Annotated in this window: 11 protein-coding genes; 10 read left to right on the plus strand and 1 reads right to left on the minus strand. The window is 59.6% G+C overall.

Annotated elements, in window-relative coordinates; all coding sequences use genetic code 11:
* Positions 1 to 278: 278 nt before the first annotated feature.
* The 4 genes from ftsH (at position 279) to ppk1 (ending at position 6,976) form a co-directional block, all read left to right on the plus strand.
* Positions 279 to 2,201 carry an ATP-dependent zinc metalloprotease FtsH gene (ftsH, locus tag ACNAZA_RS07550; RefSeq protein ID WP_120969257.1) on the plus strand — a complete coding sequence of 641 codons (1,923 nt, stop codon included), beginning with the start codon at positions 279 to 281 and terminating at the stop codon, positions 2,199 to 2,201.
* Positions 2,202 to 2,270: 69 nt separating this feature from the next.
* The gene (gene folP / locus ACNAZA_RS07555) at positions 2,271 to 3,119 is read left to right on the plus strand and encodes a dihydropteroate synthase (RefSeq protein ID WP_415795889.1); all 849 of its coding nucleotides are present in this window, start codon (positions 2,271 to 2,273) and stop codon (positions 3,117 to 3,119) included.
* 40 nt (positions 3,120 to 3,159) lie between these two features.
* Entirely contained in the window at positions 3,160 to 4,494 is a 1,335-nt protein-coding gene (gene glmM / locus ACNAZA_RS07560; RefSeq protein WP_415795890.1) for a phosphoglucosamine mutase, read from the plus strand.
* A 370-nt stretch (positions 4,495 to 4,864) separates the two neighbouring features.
* Positions 4,865 to 6,976 (plus strand): polyphosphate kinase 1, encoded by a 2,112-nt coding sequence (ppk1, locus tag ACNAZA_RS07565; RefSeq protein ID WP_415796094.1) that lies wholly within the window; start codon positions 4,865 to 4,867, stop codon positions 6,974 to 6,976.
* A 171-nt stretch (positions 6,977 to 7,147) separates the two neighbouring features.
* Here ppk1 and ACNAZA_RS07570 read toward each other — a convergent pair whose 3' ends face one another.
* On the minus strand, positions 7,148 to 8,629 hold the full coding sequence (locus ACNAZA_RS07570) for a Ppx/GppA phosphatase family protein (RefSeq protein WP_415795891.1): 1,482 nt from the start codon (positions 8,627 to 8,629) through the stop codon (positions 7,148 to 7,150).
* A 358-nt stretch (positions 8,630 to 8,987) separates the two neighbouring features.
* On the opposite strand from ACNAZA_RS07570, the gene pstS reads away from it, so the two are divergent.
* The 6 genes from pstS to phoB all read left to right on the plus strand — a co-directional run bounded on the left by pstS (position 8,988) and on the right by phoB (position 14,244).
* On the plus strand, positions 8,988 to 10,028 hold the full coding sequence (gene pstS / locus ACNAZA_RS07575) for a phosphate ABC transporter substrate-binding protein PstS (protein WP_415795892.1): 1,041 nt from the start codon (positions 8,988 to 8,990) through the stop codon (positions 10,026 to 10,028).
* A gap of 115 nt (positions 10,029 to 10,143) precedes the next feature.
* Positions 10,144 to 11,136, plus strand: a complete 993-nt coding sequence (gene pstC / locus ACNAZA_RS07580; RefSeq protein ID WP_415796095.1) for a phosphate ABC transporter permease PstC — start codon at positions 10,144 to 10,146, stop codon at positions 11,134 to 11,136.
* Positions 11,133 to 12,017 (plus strand): phosphate ABC transporter permease PstA, encoded by an 885-nt coding sequence (gene pstA / locus ACNAZA_RS07585; RefSeq protein WP_415795893.1) that lies wholly within the window; start codon positions 11,133 to 11,135, stop codon positions 12,015 to 12,017. Before pstC ends, pstA begins: the two co-directional genes overlap by 4 nt.
* A gap of 18 nt (positions 12,018 to 12,035) precedes the next feature.
* Complete coding sequence (gene pstB / locus ACNAZA_RS07590) at positions 12,036 to 12,818, plus strand: phosphate ABC transporter ATP-binding protein PstB (RefSeq protein ID WP_415795894.1); 783 nt, start codon at positions 12,036 to 12,038, stop codon at positions 12,816 to 12,818.
* Between the two features lie 10 nt (positions 12,819 to 12,828).
* Complete coding sequence (gene phoU, locus ACNAZA_RS07595) at positions 12,829 to 13,530, plus strand: phosphate signaling complex protein PhoU (RefSeq protein WP_120969240.1); 702 nt, start codon at positions 12,829 to 12,831, stop codon at positions 13,528 to 13,530.
* An 18-nt stretch (positions 13,531 to 13,548) separates the two neighbouring features.
* Entirely contained in the window at positions 13,549 to 14,244 is a 696-nt protein-coding gene (gene phoB, locus ACNAZA_RS07600; RefSeq protein ID WP_415795895.1) for a phosphate regulon transcriptional regulator PhoB, read from the plus strand.
* Positions 14,245 to 14,282 lie beyond the last annotated feature (38 nt).

The raw sequence follows: 14,282 nt of genomic DNA on the forward strand, positions 1-14,282 counted from the left end.
TGGCCTTGCCGGAGAGGCAGTTTCCTCAAAGTGACTCTTGTTTGCCCCATGGGCAAGGTTTTGACCCTTCGGCATACTGCGCTTAAGTCATCGCCTTCGGTAGCAGGAAAACCAATCGGGACATGGGCTTGGCGCAGGAATGTGCCCAAACCCGTGTTCTGTCTATGGCCGCTATAGAGGGGATTAAGTCTCCCGGGTGCTTGAAACACCTAAAATGAACCTCAAATAGGTTCGGAAGCCCTTTCGGCCCTTTCATCTGTATTTCTTTGGAGCCCCGCTTGAACAATCAGTGGTTTTCAAAAGTTGCCGTCTGGCTCGTCATTGCCATGGTGCTTTTTACGGTGTTCAAACAGTTTGACACCCGAGGCGCTGGCAGTGCATCGCATGTTGGCTATTCCGAGTTTCTGGACCAAGTGCGCAGCAATCGCATCCGCAGCGCCACCATCCAGGAAGGCGCTGGCGGCACCGAGATCGTTGCCACGACCACCGACGACCGCAAGGTCCGCACCACGGCCACTTACCTGGACCGCGGCTTGGTGGGCGATCTGATCAACAACAACGTCAAGTTTGATGTCAAGCCCCGCGAGGAAGGCTCCTTGCTGATGACTTTGCTGGTCAGCTGGGGCCCCATGCTGCTGCTGATTGGCGTATGGGTGTACTTCATGCGCCAGATGCAGGGCGGCGGCAAGGGCGGCGCTTTCAGCTTTGGCAAGTCCAAGGCGCGCATGCTCGACGAAAACAACAACACGGTCACTTTTGCCGATGTGGCCGGTTGCGACGAAGCCAAGGAAGAAGTCAAGGAAGTCGTGGACTTCCTGAAGGACCCCAATAAGTTCCAGAAGCTGGGCGGACGCATTCCCCGCGGTCTGCTGCTGGTCGGCCCTCCCGGTACCGGCAAGACCTTGCTGGCCAAGTCGATTGCCGGCGAAGCCAAGGTGCCATTTTTCTCGATCTCCGGCTCCGACTTTGTCGAAATGTTCGTCGGTGTGGGTGCGGCCCGCGTGCGCGACATGTTCGAGAACGCCAAGAAGAACGCTCCTTGCATCATCTTCATCGATGAAATCGATGCCGTGGGTCGCCAGCGTGGCGCCGGCATGGGCGGCGGCAATGACGAGCGCGAGCAGACTCTGAATCAGATGCTGGTTGAGATGGACGGTTTTGAAACCAACCTCGGCGTGATCGTTGTGGCGGCCACCAACCGCCCCGACATTCTGGATGCCGCCTTGCTGCGTCCCGGACGTTTTGACCGCCAAGTCTATGTGACCTTGCCCGACATTCGTGGCCGTGAGCAGATTCTCAATGTGCACATGCGCAAGATTCCCGTCGGTCAGGATGTGAACCCCGCCATCATTGCGCGTGGCACACCCGGCATGTCCGGCGCCGATCTGGCCAATCTGTGCAATGAAGCCGCTCTGATGGCTGCGCGTCGCAATGCACGCACGGTGGAGATGCAGGACTTCGAGAAGGCCAAGGACAAGATCATCATGGGCCCTGAGCGCAAGTCCATGGTCATGCCTGAAGAAGAGCGCCGCAACACGGCTTACCACGAAGCGGGCCACGCATTGATAGGCAAGTTGTTGCCCAAGTGCGATCCGGTGCACAAGGTCACCATCATTCCGCGCGGCCGTGCTTTGGGCGTGACGATGAGCCTGCCCGAAAAGGACCGTTACTCCTATGACAAGGAGTTCATGCTCAACCAGATCGCCATGCTGTTTGGTGGCCGTATTGCCGAAGAAGTTTTCATGAACCAGATGACGACTGGTGCGTCGAACGACTTTGAACGTGCCACGCAGATCGCACGCGACATGGTGACGCGCTATGGCATGACCGATGCCCTGGGCCCCATGGTGTATGCCGAGCAGGAAGGCGAACCGTTCCTGGGCCGCTCCATGAGCAAGCCCAGCAACATCAGCGAAGAGACCATGCAAAAGGTCGATGCTGAAGTGCGTCGCATCATTGACGAGCAGTACCACTTGGCACGCAAGCTGATCGAAGACAATTCGGACAAGATGCACGCCATGGCCAAGGCGATGCTGGACTGGGAAACTATTGACGCTGAACAGCTGGACGACATCATGGCTGGCAAGGCGCCGCGTCCGCCCAAGGACTGGACGCCTCGCAACCCTCCATCTTCGGATGGTGGCAATTCGTCGGGTGGTACGCCGGAGTCTAGCTCCGAGCCTTCACCGACAGCGGCCTGAGCGCATTGCACCCACAAAAGGTCCTTCGGGACCTTTTGTTTTTTGTCACTTTTTTCGGAAAAATCATTTATGTCGCAGCAATGGCAAACCTCGCGCTTTGTGCTGGATCTGAGCAAGCCTCAGGTCATGGGCATTGTCAACGTCACGCCCGATTCGTTTTCGGATGGCGGTGCGCACAGCGGCGTATCGGGTGCCATGGCGCATGCGCAGTTGCTGCTCACACAGGGGGCGCATATTCTGGATATCGGCGGCGAATCCACTCGTCCCGGGTCTCCGGCGGTTCCTCTGGATGAGGAGTTGAAGCGCGTGCTTCCCGTGATCAAGGAAGCGGTCAAGCTGAACGTTCCTTTGTCCATCGATACCTACAAACCCGAAGTCATGCAAGCCGCGCTGGATCTGGGGGCTGACATCATCAATGACATCTGGGCCTTGCGCCAGCCGGGTGCGCAGCAGGTGATGGTTCAGCACCCCAGCTGCGGCGTGTGCCTGATGCATATGCACAAGACGCCCCAGGAGATGCATCTGGATCACATGCAAGGCGATGTGGTGGTGCAGGTGCGTGACTTCTTGCTGCAAACCACGCAGCCTTTGCTGGATGCCGGAGTCGCGCGTGAGCGCATCGTCTGGGATTACGGCATTGGCTTTGGCAAAAGCGTGGCACAAAATTTTGCCTTGCTTGCACATCAGCAGGACTTGCTGGGCCTAGACTTTCCGCTTCTGGCAGGCTGGTCGCGCAAAGGCTCTTTGGGGCAGGTGACGGGCTTGCCGGTGGATCAGCGTATGGTGCCCAGTGTCGCCGCTGCTTTGCTGGCGGTTGAGCGTGGTGCGCGGGTGGTGCGGGTTCACGATGTGGAGCAAACCGTGGCCGCTTTGGCTGTCTGGCAAGCCATGCAGGCTTCGGCCGCTGATCACGCTTGAATTCAGGTATCGGCTAATCGCTAAAAAGAACGAGGAAACTATGGCGCGTCAGTATTTCGGCACCGATGGCATTCGCGGACTGGTGGGCAAGTCGCCCATCACGCCAGACTTTGTGTTGCGCCTGGCACATGCGGTCGGGCGTGTGCTGCGTCGCACGCAAGAGCGCCCGCTGGTGCTGATTGGCAAGGACACCCGTATCTCCGGCTATATGCTGGAAAGTGCTCTGGAGTCCGGCTTCAATTCGGCAGGCGTGGATGTCATGCTGCTGGGTCCGCTTCCCACGCCCGGCGTGGCCTATCTCACCCGCGCGCAGCGCGCGAGCCTGGGTGTGGTGATCAGTGCCAGCCACAATCCGTTTTATGACAACGGCATCAAATTCTTCAGCGCCGAAGGCACCAAGCTTTCCGACGAATGGGAAGAAGCGGTAGAGCAGGCCTTGAAGGAGGAGCCGGTCTGGGTGGACTCCGCTAGCCTGGGTAAGGCGCGCCGCCTGGATGACGCAGCGGGCCGCTATATCGAATTTTGCAAAAGCTCGTTTGATCAGAGCCTCTCCTTGCGCGGTGTGAAAATCGTGGTCGATGCGGCTCACGGAGCGGCCTACCAGATCGCGCCCAAGGTGTTTCACGAGCTGGGTGCCGATGTGGTGGCCATTGGCTGTGCGCCCGATGGGCTCAATATCAACGAAGGCGTGGGGGCCACCCATCCCGAGGCCTTGGTGACAGCCGTGCGCGCCAACAAGGCCCATTTCGGCGTTGCGCTGGATGGCGATGCCGACCGCCTGCAACTGGTCGACGGACAGGGGCGTTTGTACAACGGCGATGAGCTGGTGTATCTGATGGCTGCAGATCGCTTGGTACGCGGCGAACCAGTGCCGGGCGTGGCGGGCACGCTGATGACCAATATGGCGGTGGAGCTGGCACTCAAGGCGCAGGGCGTGGGCTTTGAGCGTGCCAAAGTGGGCGATCGCTATGTGCTGGAGGCTTTGCGTCGCAATGGCTGGCAGCTGGGCGGTGAAAGCTCGGGCCACCTGCTGGCGCTGGACAAGCACACCACGGGCGATGGTCTGATCAGCGCGCTGCAGGTTCTGCAGGCCTGTGTGCGTTCCGGCAAGAGTTTGGCGCAGTGGTTGGAGAAGGTGCAGCTTTTCCCTCAGGTCATGATCAATGTGCGCCTGCAGCCGGGTCAGGACTGGAAGAGTAATACCAAGCTGGCCCAGGAGCAGGTGCTGGTCGAGCAGGAGTTGGGCGATACCGGCCGGGTGCTGATCCGCGCCAGCGGCACCGAGCCCTTGTTGCGGGTCATGGTCGAAACCCGCGAGGCCGAGCTGGCCAACCGCTGTGCGCAGCGTCTGGCCGACGCCGCCAGAGCGGCCTGATCTGTCTGGGCCACGGCTGTGCTGTCGGTTGACGACACAGCCTGTGTGACGCTGCAGATCAGAAGATGTCATCAATCGGTCATATGACTGTCACGAAGCTGAGGCAGACTGTTACAAAGCTCATTCGAGCGCTCTCGGGCCGCACAGGCTCCGTTGTGACATGTCTCAGTCCATTTCGGGTTCTTCCGCTGCAGTCTTGGCCGTTGACGCCGATGCGCAGTCCGCCATTTCTTCATCTTCCACCGCAGAGATAGTTGCCGCAGTACCCGCTGCGGCGCACCCAGGCCACGGCGCAGACGTTAGCATGAGGCCAGGGCCAGACAGCGCGCCAGCAGTGGCGGCAGTGCTGGCATTTCCTTCTTCCCCCAAGATGCCGCCTGCATACACTGAGGCGGTACAGGAGGCATCGAACGTGAAAGCCAAGCCTTTAGATGCAGAGGTGGTGCCATCGGTGGAGTTGCTGGACCGAGATCACAGCATTCTTTCCTTCAACGAGCGGGTGCTCAACTGGGCCGAGCGCGAAGACGTTCCTTTGTTGGAGCGCCTGCGCTATCTGTGCATTGTTTCCTCCAACCTTGATGAGTGGTTCGAGGTGCGCAGCGCTCCTCATGTATCGGCCGCCAAAACGGGCGATGAAGCCGGGCTGTACACCCGCAGCAGTTTCGCCGCGCTGATGGACACGGCGCACGAACTGGTCGCACGCCAGTATCTGCTCTACAACCAGTCCATCATTCCCGCTTTTGCCAAACACCACATCCGTCTGATTTCGCACGGTGATCGCAGTGTGGCTCAGCGCAAGTGGGTGCGCGAGTATTTTCTGCGCGAAGTCCAGCCCCTGCTCATGCCGGTGGGGCTGGATCCTTCCCATCCTTTTCCGCAGGTTGCCAACAAGGCGCTGAACTTCATCGTTCGCCTCAACGGTGTGGACGCTTTTGGGCGCGCCAACGAGGTGGCTATCGTCAAGGTGCCGCGCGCCTTGCCGCGCTTGATTCCGTTGCCCGCCAGGATTTCAGGCAAGCAGCGCTTGTATGTGAGCATCTCCAGCGTGGTGCGCGCGCATCTGGCCGAGCTGTTCCCAGGGCGGGAGGTGGCCGAGTTTTCCCAGTTCCGCGTCACACGCCATTCTGATCTGGCCGTGGATGAGGAGGATGTGGTGGACTTGCGCATGGCTTTGCGCCAGGGTTTGCATCACCGCCACTATGGTCAGGCCGTGCGCCTGGAAGTGTCATCGTCTTGCTCGCCCATTCTCTCGGACCTGCTGCTGGAGCAATACGGCTTGCCCGAGCAGGCGCTGTTTCGCGTCAAAGGCCCTGTGAATCTGGTGCGCCAGATGCAGCTCATCGATCTGGTGGATGACCCTTCGCTGCTGTTTCCCAAGTGGAAGCCGGCCTGGCCTCTGCAGCTGGTTCCCGGTCGTCCCATCTTGGCCCAGATGCGCAAAAGCGACATCATCATCCATCAGCCTTTCGAGAGTTTTGACTCGGTGCTGGAGATGCTGCGCGAGGCCGTGAACGATCCGCAGGTGCTGGCCATCAAGCAAACGATTTACCGCACGGGCTCTGACTCCGAGATCATGAGTTTGCTGGCCGAAGCTGTCAGCCGTGGCAAGGAAGTGCTGGCCGTGCTGGAGCTCAAGGCCCGCTTTGACGAAGAGGCCAATATCAACTGGGCAGAGAAGCTGGAGTCCCTGGGGGTGCAAGTGGTGTATGGCGTGGTAGGGCTCAAGACCCACGCCAAGATGCTGCTCATCACGCGGCGCGAGAAGCGCAGCGGCCAGCTCAAGCGTTACGCGCACCTGTCCACGGGCAATTACAACGTGCGCAGCGCCAGGCTGTATACCGATATCAGCCAGCTGACCTGCGATCCGCAGATCACCGAGGACATGGATGCGGTGTTCCGCCACCTCTCCAGCCACAACACCTTGCCCACGTTGCAAAAACTGGTGATGGCGCCGTTTCATCTGCAAAGCCGCATGCTGGAGCTGATTGCCCAGGTGGGTGCAGCTGCAGCTGCAGCCAAGGGCGATCATGCCCGCATCGTGCTCAAGATGAATGCCTTGACGGACGAGGCGCTGATGAGCGCTCTGGTGGATGCCGGACGCAACGGCGCACAGATCGACCTGATTGTGCGCGGTGCCTGCATGCTGCCGGTACAGCCCAATATTCGCGTGCGCTCCATCATCGGCCGGTTTCTGGAGCACTCGCGGGTGTTCTATTTCTCTTGGGGCAAGCAAGAGGAGCTGTTCCTTTCCAGCGCAGACTGGATGAACCGCAACATGCTGCGACGAGTGGAACTGGCCTGGCCGGTGCTCGATAAAAAGCTGCGCCAGCGCGTGATTGACGAATGCTTGGTGGCCTATCTGTGCGACGACCGCGATGCCTGGCTGCTCAATGCCGACGGCACTTACAGCAAGCCCTTGCATCCTGCTTCAGGTCAGGGGGCTCAGCACGCGCTGATGCTGCGCTACGGGCCTGCGAGTTGATTCTGCTTGGTCAGTGCTGTTGAAATCGGTAGCTGTCAGCGCTTGATTGATAAGGATTTCAAGCTTTTTTGGCCTGAAACTCAAGCATTGAAAAGCGCTGGATACTCATGTTTTGATAGTCGAAATGAAAAGGGACTGTTTCTACAGTCCCTTTTTTGGTGGTGGTCAGTCTTAGCGCAGCAGCAGCTTGAGGCTCCAGGGCGTCTTGCTCCAGGCCGCGGCCTCCAGCTCCAGCAGGCGAGCCGACTGTGGATAGGCGGCGGCCCAGCCGGCAGGGGTGCTCAGCTTGCATTCGCTGCCGTCGCGCTGCAAATCCAGGCCTTGGGTCTGCGGGTCGCGGCGTGCGTGGCTGAGTTGGGTGGCAATGCGCAAGGCCATCAGGGGCAAAGCCAGATCGGGGTTGTCAATCACATGTTCGAGTTTGCGCAGCTTGCCTTGGTGGCCCAGCACCAGTTGGGTGATTCTTTCGCGCAGGCTGCTTTCCCAGGTCGCAAAGCCGCAATGCTCGCAGATATAGGCGCCGTGGCGGTGGTAGTCGTTCAGCGAGATGCGCATGCCCACCTCATGCAACTGCGCGGCGGTGAGCAGGGCCTGCTGGCTCATGGGCTTGGCAGCATCGCCTTGAATGCGTTGCCACAGATCGCTGGCAATACGGGATACGCGCTGTGCCTGTACGGTATCGACGCCGAAGTCCTGCTGTAGGGCCAGCACTTCGGCGGCTTCCTTGTCGGCCGGAGGCTCATGGTCCAGCAGATCGTGCAGCGCGCCTTGGCGCAGCGCTCCCTGGGCGACTTCCAGCTCGGCAATGTCCAGCAACTCCACCACGGCCAGCATCACGCTGATGCCGCCGGCCACCACGGGGCGGCGGTCTTCCTTGAGGCCTGGAATGCGCAGTCTGTCCACATGGCCTATGTCCAGCAACTGCTGGTAGAGCTGGCGCAGCTTGCTGCGGGTGATGATTTTTCCGTCCAGACCTTGGGCCGTCAGCGCATCGGCCACGGCATTGGCCGTGCCTGAAGACGCGTAGGCACAATCCCAGGCCGTGCCGGGGTAGGCCAGGCGGGCATCGGCCAGGCATTCCTTGGCGGCGGCGATGGCGGCGGCGAAATTGGATTTGCTCAGTGCGCCGTCGGCAAAGAATTTCGAACTCCAGGACACGCTGCCCAGAGGAAACGATGCCAGCTGCAAAGCCTGGCTGTGTTGGCCGATGATGATTTCGGTGGAACGTCCGCCGATATCGATCACTAGGCGCCGTTGCTGGCTGGGCGGCAGCGAGCTGGAGACGCCGCGGTAAATCAGTCTGGCTTCTTCTTCGCCGGAAATGATCTCGATGGGAAAGCCCAGCAGTTCGCTGCCGCGAGTGACAAATTCCTCTGCATTGATGGCTTCGCGCAAGGTTTGCGTGGCCACGGCGCGCACGCGCCCGGGGGCAAAACCTGTCAGTCGCTCGCCAAAGCGGGCCAGGCACTCCCAGCCGCGCTGCATGGCCTGGGCGCTCAGTTCGTGTCTGGAGTTGAGGCCGTTGCCCTGGCGCACGGTTTCCTTGAGGTACTCCACGCGTTCTATGCGCTGGTGAGAGCCTACGCGCCCAATTTCAAGGCGAAAACTGTTGGAGCCAAGATCAACGGCGGCAAGCAAAGATTCGGGGGCCATGTCTAAGCGGGTCAAGGTGGAAAATGAAGTCAGGCATCCGCTCCAAACCACGGGTGGCTTGACGGCATGGCCTGACGGAGGACAGTCAGCACCGAAATATGCCTGAGCAGGCTGCATTCGGGTTGCAGTTCTCGGGTGTGACTTGGTTTTGCTCAGGTATTCGTGCCAGCGTGCCGGGCGTGGACAAAGAGCCTGCTCGGGCGAGGGTAAGCCAGTCTGAGAAGGCAATATGACAGCAGCATGACGCTGAAAACGCTGTCATTTTATTTATGACGATGAAAATGTAGATGTCACGACGTTGTCATAAATGGTTTTTACAGTTCAGTCATCGAATCTTTCAACCCTAAGAGGTCGTTTCATGAAGTTGTCCCTGATTCACGTTCTGGTGGCTGGTGCTTTGTCTGCTGGTGGCCTGGGCCAAGCGTTTGCTCAGCAAGAAGCTACCGGTGCCGGTGCGAGCTTCCCGGCTCCTTTGTACTCCAAGTGGGCCGCGGACTATCACAAGGCTACTGGCGTCAAGATCAACTACCAATCCGTGGGCTCCAGCGCGGGTGTCAAGCAGATTGAAGCCAAGACGGTGGATTTCGGTGCTTCGGATGAGCCTCTGAAGGATGACGAGCTGGCCAAGAAGGGCCTGGTGCAGTTTCCCACGGTGATCGGCGGCATCGTGCCCGTGGTCAACATCAAGGGCATTGCTCCCGGTCAACTCAAGCTCTCCGGTCAGGTGCTGGGCGATATCTATCTGGGCAAGATCACCAAGTGGAACGATGCAGCCATTGTGGCTCTGAACCCCGGTGTCCCTCTGCCTGATGCCACCATTGCTCCCGTGCGCCGCGCCGATGGCTCGGGCACGACTTTCGGCTTCACCAACTACCTGTCCAAGGTCAATGCCGAGTGGAAGGAAAAAGTGGGTGAGGGCAAGGCTGTGAACTGGCCCACGGGCGCAGGTGGTAAGGGTAACGAAGGCGTGGCCGCTTTTGTGGGCCGTCTGCCCAACTCCATCGGTTATGTGGAGTACGCCTATGTCAAGCAAAACAAGCTGACCTATACCCAGCTCAAGTCGGCTGACGGCACCTATGTCTCTCCCGACGACGCGACTTTCAAGGCCGCCGCTGCCGGTGCCGACTGGACCAAGAGCTTCTACCAGATCCTGACCAACCAGCCCGGCAAGGATGCATGGCCCATCACCAGCGCGACCTTTATCCTGATGCACAAGACCCAGGAAAAGCCCGCCCAGGCCGTCGCTTCGCTGAAGTTCTTTGAATGGGCCTACAAATCGAGCGACAAGACCGCTGCCGATCTGGACTACGTGCCCATGCCCGACGCTGTCAAGAACGTGATCTACAAGTCCTGGGCTCAAATCAAGGATAGCTCCGGCAAGGCTTTGCCACTGCAGTAATCTCTGAGCTGGGTGCGGCACTGCAGTGCTGCACCTAGCATCAGGCTTTTCACAACTCACGCGAATAAAGGCGCTGAACGTGTCCACTACGTCGCCCTCCGGCTCGCTGGCTGCCATGACCTCTCAAGAATCTGCCCAGCGGCACACTCCTCCTCCGCCACGCGCGCCCCTGATCTCAGGGCGTCTGGCGGATCGTTTGTTTGGCGGCATGGCACGTGCAGCGGCCTTGCTGACGCTGGCCCTGTTAATGGCCATCATGATTTCTCTGCTGATCGGCGCCTGGCCAGCCATCAGCGAATATGGTCTGAGCTTTCTGACGCGCAGCGTATGGGATCCGGTGCAGGATCAATACGGTGGTCTGGTCATGATTTACGGCACTTTGGCCACCTCGCTGATTGCGCTGCTGATTGCCGTGCCCGTAAGCTTTGGCATTGCCTTGTTTCTGACCGAGCTGTCGCCCGCCTGGCTCAAGCGCCCGCTGGGTACAGCCATCGAGCTGCTGGCCGCCGTGCCCTCGATTGTTTACGGCATGTGGGGTTTGATGGTGTTCGGCCCCGTGCTGGCCACCTATGTGCAGCAGCCGCTGCAAAAGCTGTTTGACGGCGTGCCTTATCTGGGGGCCTTTGTCTCCGGTCCGCCCGTAGGTATCGGCATTTTGTCGGCCGGCATCATCCTGGCCATCATGATCATCCCCTTCATCGCTTCGGTGATGCGTGATGTGTTCGAAGTGACGCCGGCTCTGCTCAAGGAGTCTGCCTACGGCCTGGGTTCCACCACCTGGGAGGTGGTCTGGAAGGTGGTTCTGCCCTATACCAAGACTGGTGTGCTGGGCGGCGTGATGCTGGGCCTGGGCCGCGCTCTGGGCGAGACCATGGCCGTGACCTTTGTGATCGGCAATATGAATCAGCTGAACTCGCTGTCGGTGTTCGAGGCTGCCAACAGCATCACTTCGGCTCTGGCCAACGAGTTCGCCGAAGCCGGCGAGGGCCTGCATCAGGCTTCGCTGATCTATCTGGGTCTGGTGCTGTTCTTCATCACCTTTGTGGTGCTGGCACTGTCCAAGGTCTTGCTCAGCCGCCTGCAAAAGAATGAGGGAGCGCGTTCATGAACTCGACGTCCGCAAAGATGATCTCCGCGTCGGAACTGGCCGCCGTTCGTCAGGCTAAGTACAACCAGCGCAAGCGCCTCAATCAGGTGGCCCTGGCGCTGTCGCTGGCCGCCATGGCTTTCGGCGTGTTCTGGCTGGTCTGGATTCTCTGGGAAACCATTCGCCAGGGTATGGGTGGCCTGAGCGTTGCCCTGTTCTCGCAGATGACGCCGCCGCCCAATGAGGTGGGCGGTATCGCCAACGCCATCTTCGGCTCGTTCATCATGGTGGCTTTGGCCACTTTCGTGGGCACGCCTATTGGCGTGATGGCCGGGGTTTATCTGGCCGAGTACGACAAGAAAAGCTGGCTGGCATCCACCACGCGCTTTGTGAATGACATTCTGCTGTCGGCCCCGTCCATCGTGATCGGCCTGTTTGTCTACACCGTGGTGGTCACCCGCTTCAAGAGCTTCTCGGGCTATGCCGGGGTGGTGGCGCTGGCGCTGATCGTGATTCCGGTGGTGATCCGTACCACGGAAAACATGCTGGTGCTGGTGCCTGCCAGCCTGCGCGAAGCCGCATACGCGCTGGGTACGCCCAAGTGGAAGGTCATCATGATGGTGACGCTGCGTGCAGCCCGTGCTGGCGTGATCACCGGCGTGCTGCTGGCTGTGGCACGGATTGCCGGCGAAACCGCGCCGCTGCTGTTCACGGCCCTCAACAACCAGTTCTGGAATGCAGACCTGTCCAAACCCATGGCCAGCCTGCCTGTGACCATCTTCAAATTTGCAATGAGCCCGTATGAGAACTGGCAACAACTGGCCTGGGCCGGTGTGTTCCTGATCACCGTGGCCGTGCTGGGGCTGAATATCCTGGCGCGTTTCATTACCCGTCAAAAGTAATTCATCAATGGTATGAACATGACTGCAACCACATCCACCACACCTGGCAGCTCCAAGCTGGCCGTGCGCGACCTGAACTTCTATTACGGCAAGTTCCATGCCCTGAAGAACATCAACCTCGACATTCCCGAGAAAAAAGTCACGGCCTTCATCGGCCCCTCGGGTTGCGGAAAATCCACGCTGCTGCGTACTTTCAATCGCATGTTCGAGCTGTATCCCGAGCAGCGTGCTGAAGGCCAGATCCTGCTGGATGGCGAGAACCTGCTGACCAGCAAGCAGGATGTGGCCTTGATCCGTGCCAAGGTCGGCATGGTGTTTCAGAAGCCCACGCCGTTTCCCATGTCCATCTACGACAACATCGCTTTTGGCGTGAAGCTGTTTGAAAACCTCAACGCTTCCGATATGGATGATCGCGTGGAATGGGCGCTGCGCAAGGCTGCGCTGTGGAACGAAGTCAAGGACAAGCTGCAGCAAAGCGGCTCGGGCCTGTCGGGCGGTCAGCAGCAACGCCTGTGCATTGCGCGCGGTATTGCCATCAAGCCTGAAGTGTTGCTGCTAGACGAGCCCTGCTCGGCATTGGACCCGATTTCTACCGCCAAGATCGAAGAGCTGATTGCGGAGCTCAAGAACGACTACACCGTGGTCATCGTGACCCACAACATGCAGCAGGCCGCGCGTTGCAGCGATTACACGGCCTATATGTATCTGGGCGACCTGATGGAGTTCGGCGAAACCGAACAGATGTTCTTCAAGCCCCAGCGCAAGGAAACCGAAGACTACATTACCGGCCGTTTTGGTTGAGGAGCCAACAATGACAGAAAAACATCTCTCCAGTCAGTTTGATACCGAACTCAACCGCGTCTCCGCCCGCGTGATGGAACTCGGCGGTTTGGTGGAGTCGCAGATTCGCCAGGCCGTTTATGCCCTGACCAGCTTCAACACCGATGCCGTGGAGCAGGTCATCAGCACCGAAAAGCGCGTCAATGCCATGGAAGTGGAGATTGACCATGAGCTTTCTTCCATCATTGCCCGCCGCCAGCCTACGGCCCGTGATCTGCGCTTGCTGATCGCGTTTTCCAAGGCAACGGCCAATCTGGAGCGCATGGGTGACGAGGCCTGCAAGATGGCCCGCATGGTCAAGTCCATCATCGATGGCGGTGCTTCGCGCTCTTTGCCCACGGGCGATTTGCGGGTGGCGGCCGAAATGGCCTCCGAGTTGCTGCGCAAGACGCTGGATGCTTTTGCACGCCTGGACACCAAGGCAGCGGTTGTCATCCTCAAGGAAGACGATCTGATTGACGAGGAATTCGACGGCTTTGTGCGCAAGCTCATCACCTACATGATGGAAGATCCGCGCACGATTTCTGCCAGCCTGGACCTGCTGTTTTTGGCCAAGGCGATCGAACGCATCGGAGACCATTCCAAGAATGTGGCCGAGCTGATCATCTACCTTGTCGAAGGCAAGGATGTACGCCATCAGACGATGGCAGATATCGAATCTGCGTTGCGTTAAGCAGGAGGCAAGCCAGGGATGAAGAAGATGCCCATGGTCCTCATCGTAGAGGACGAACCGGCCATTGCGGAGCTGATTGCGGTCAACCTGCGTCACAACGGTTTTCAGCCCGTCTGGGCCGAAGATGGCGTGTCGGCACAGCGTGAACTCGATGCCGTGCTGCCCGATGTCATCTTGCTGGACTGGATGTTGCCAGGCTCCAGCGGGCTGATGCTGGCGCGCAAATGGCGTGCGGATGCGCGTACCAAGAGCGTGCCGATTCTGATGCTGACCGCGCGTGGCGACGAGCCTGACAAGGTGGCTGGCCTGGATGCGGGGGCGGATGACTACATCACCAAGCCTTTTTCCACGCAGGAGTTGCTGGCCCGGATTCGTGCCGTGCTCAGGCGCCGTGCTCCCGAGCAGGTGCAGGACAAGGTCAGCGTGGGCGAGCTGGTGCTGGATGCCGCCGCCCATCGCGTGAGCTGGCAGGGGGACTTGCTCAAGGTAGGGCCTACCGAGTTCAAGCTGCTCAACTATCTGATGAAGCACCCCGAGCGCGTGCACAGCCGTGCCCAGTTGCTGGACAAGGTCTGGGGCGATCATGTGTTCATCGAAGAACGCACGGTGGATGTGCACGTCAAACGCCTGCGCGAGTCGCTGGGCGTGGCCGGCGTGCTGATTGAAACCGTGCGCGGTGCGGGCTACCGCTTCAGTGCCCAGGCCCTGGCCTGATTTCGTTTCGCCAAACCTCGGCCCGGCCTGGCTGGGCC

This window comes from Comamonas aquatilis (genome assembly GCF_965139575.1).
GTDB lineage: Bacteria > Pseudomonadota > Gammaproteobacteria > Burkholderiales > Burkholderiaceae_C > Comamonas > Comamonas aquatilis.

What these genes read in the sequence shown, in the direction of transcription:
- folP (WP_415795889.1), top strand. Translation starts at nt 2,271, where the DNA reads ATGTCGCAGCAATGGCAAACCTCGCGCTTTGTGCTGGATCTGAGCAAG.
- glmM (WP_415795890.1), top strand. Translation starts at nt 3,160, where the DNA reads ATGGCGCGTCAGTATTTCGGCACCGATGGCATTCGCGGACTGGTGGGC.
- ppk1 (WP_415796094.1), top strand. Translation starts at nt 4,865, where the DNA reads ATGCCGCCTGCATACACTGAGGCGGTACAGGAGGCATCGAACGTGAAA.
- ACNAZA_RS07570 (WP_415795891.1), bottom strand. Translation starts at nt 8,629, where the DNA reads ATGGCCCCCGAATCTTTGCTTGCCGCCGTTGATCTTGGCTCCAACAGT.
- pstS (WP_415795892.1), top strand. Translation starts at nt 8,988, where the DNA reads ATGAAGTTGTCCCTGATTCACGTTCTGGTGGCTGGTGCTTTGTCTGCT.
- pstC (WP_415796095.1), top strand. Translation starts at nt 10,144, where the DNA reads ATGACCTCTCAAGAATCTGCCCAGCGGCACACTCCTCCTCCGCCACGC.
- pstA (WP_415795893.1), top strand. Translation starts at nt 11,133, where the DNA reads ATGAACTCGACGTCCGCAAAGATGATCTCCGCGTCGGAACTGGCCGCC.
- pstB (WP_415795894.1), top strand. Translation starts at nt 12,036, where the DNA reads ATGACTGCAACCACATCCACCACACCTGGCAGCTCCAAGCTGGCCGTG.
- phoU (WP_120969240.1), top strand. Translation starts at nt 12,829, where the DNA reads ATGACAGAAAAACATCTCTCCAGTCAGTTTGATACCGAACTCAACCGC.
- phoB (WP_415795895.1), top strand. Translation starts at nt 13,549, where the DNA reads ATGAAGAAGATGCCCATGGTCCTCATCGTAGAGGACGAACCGGCCATT.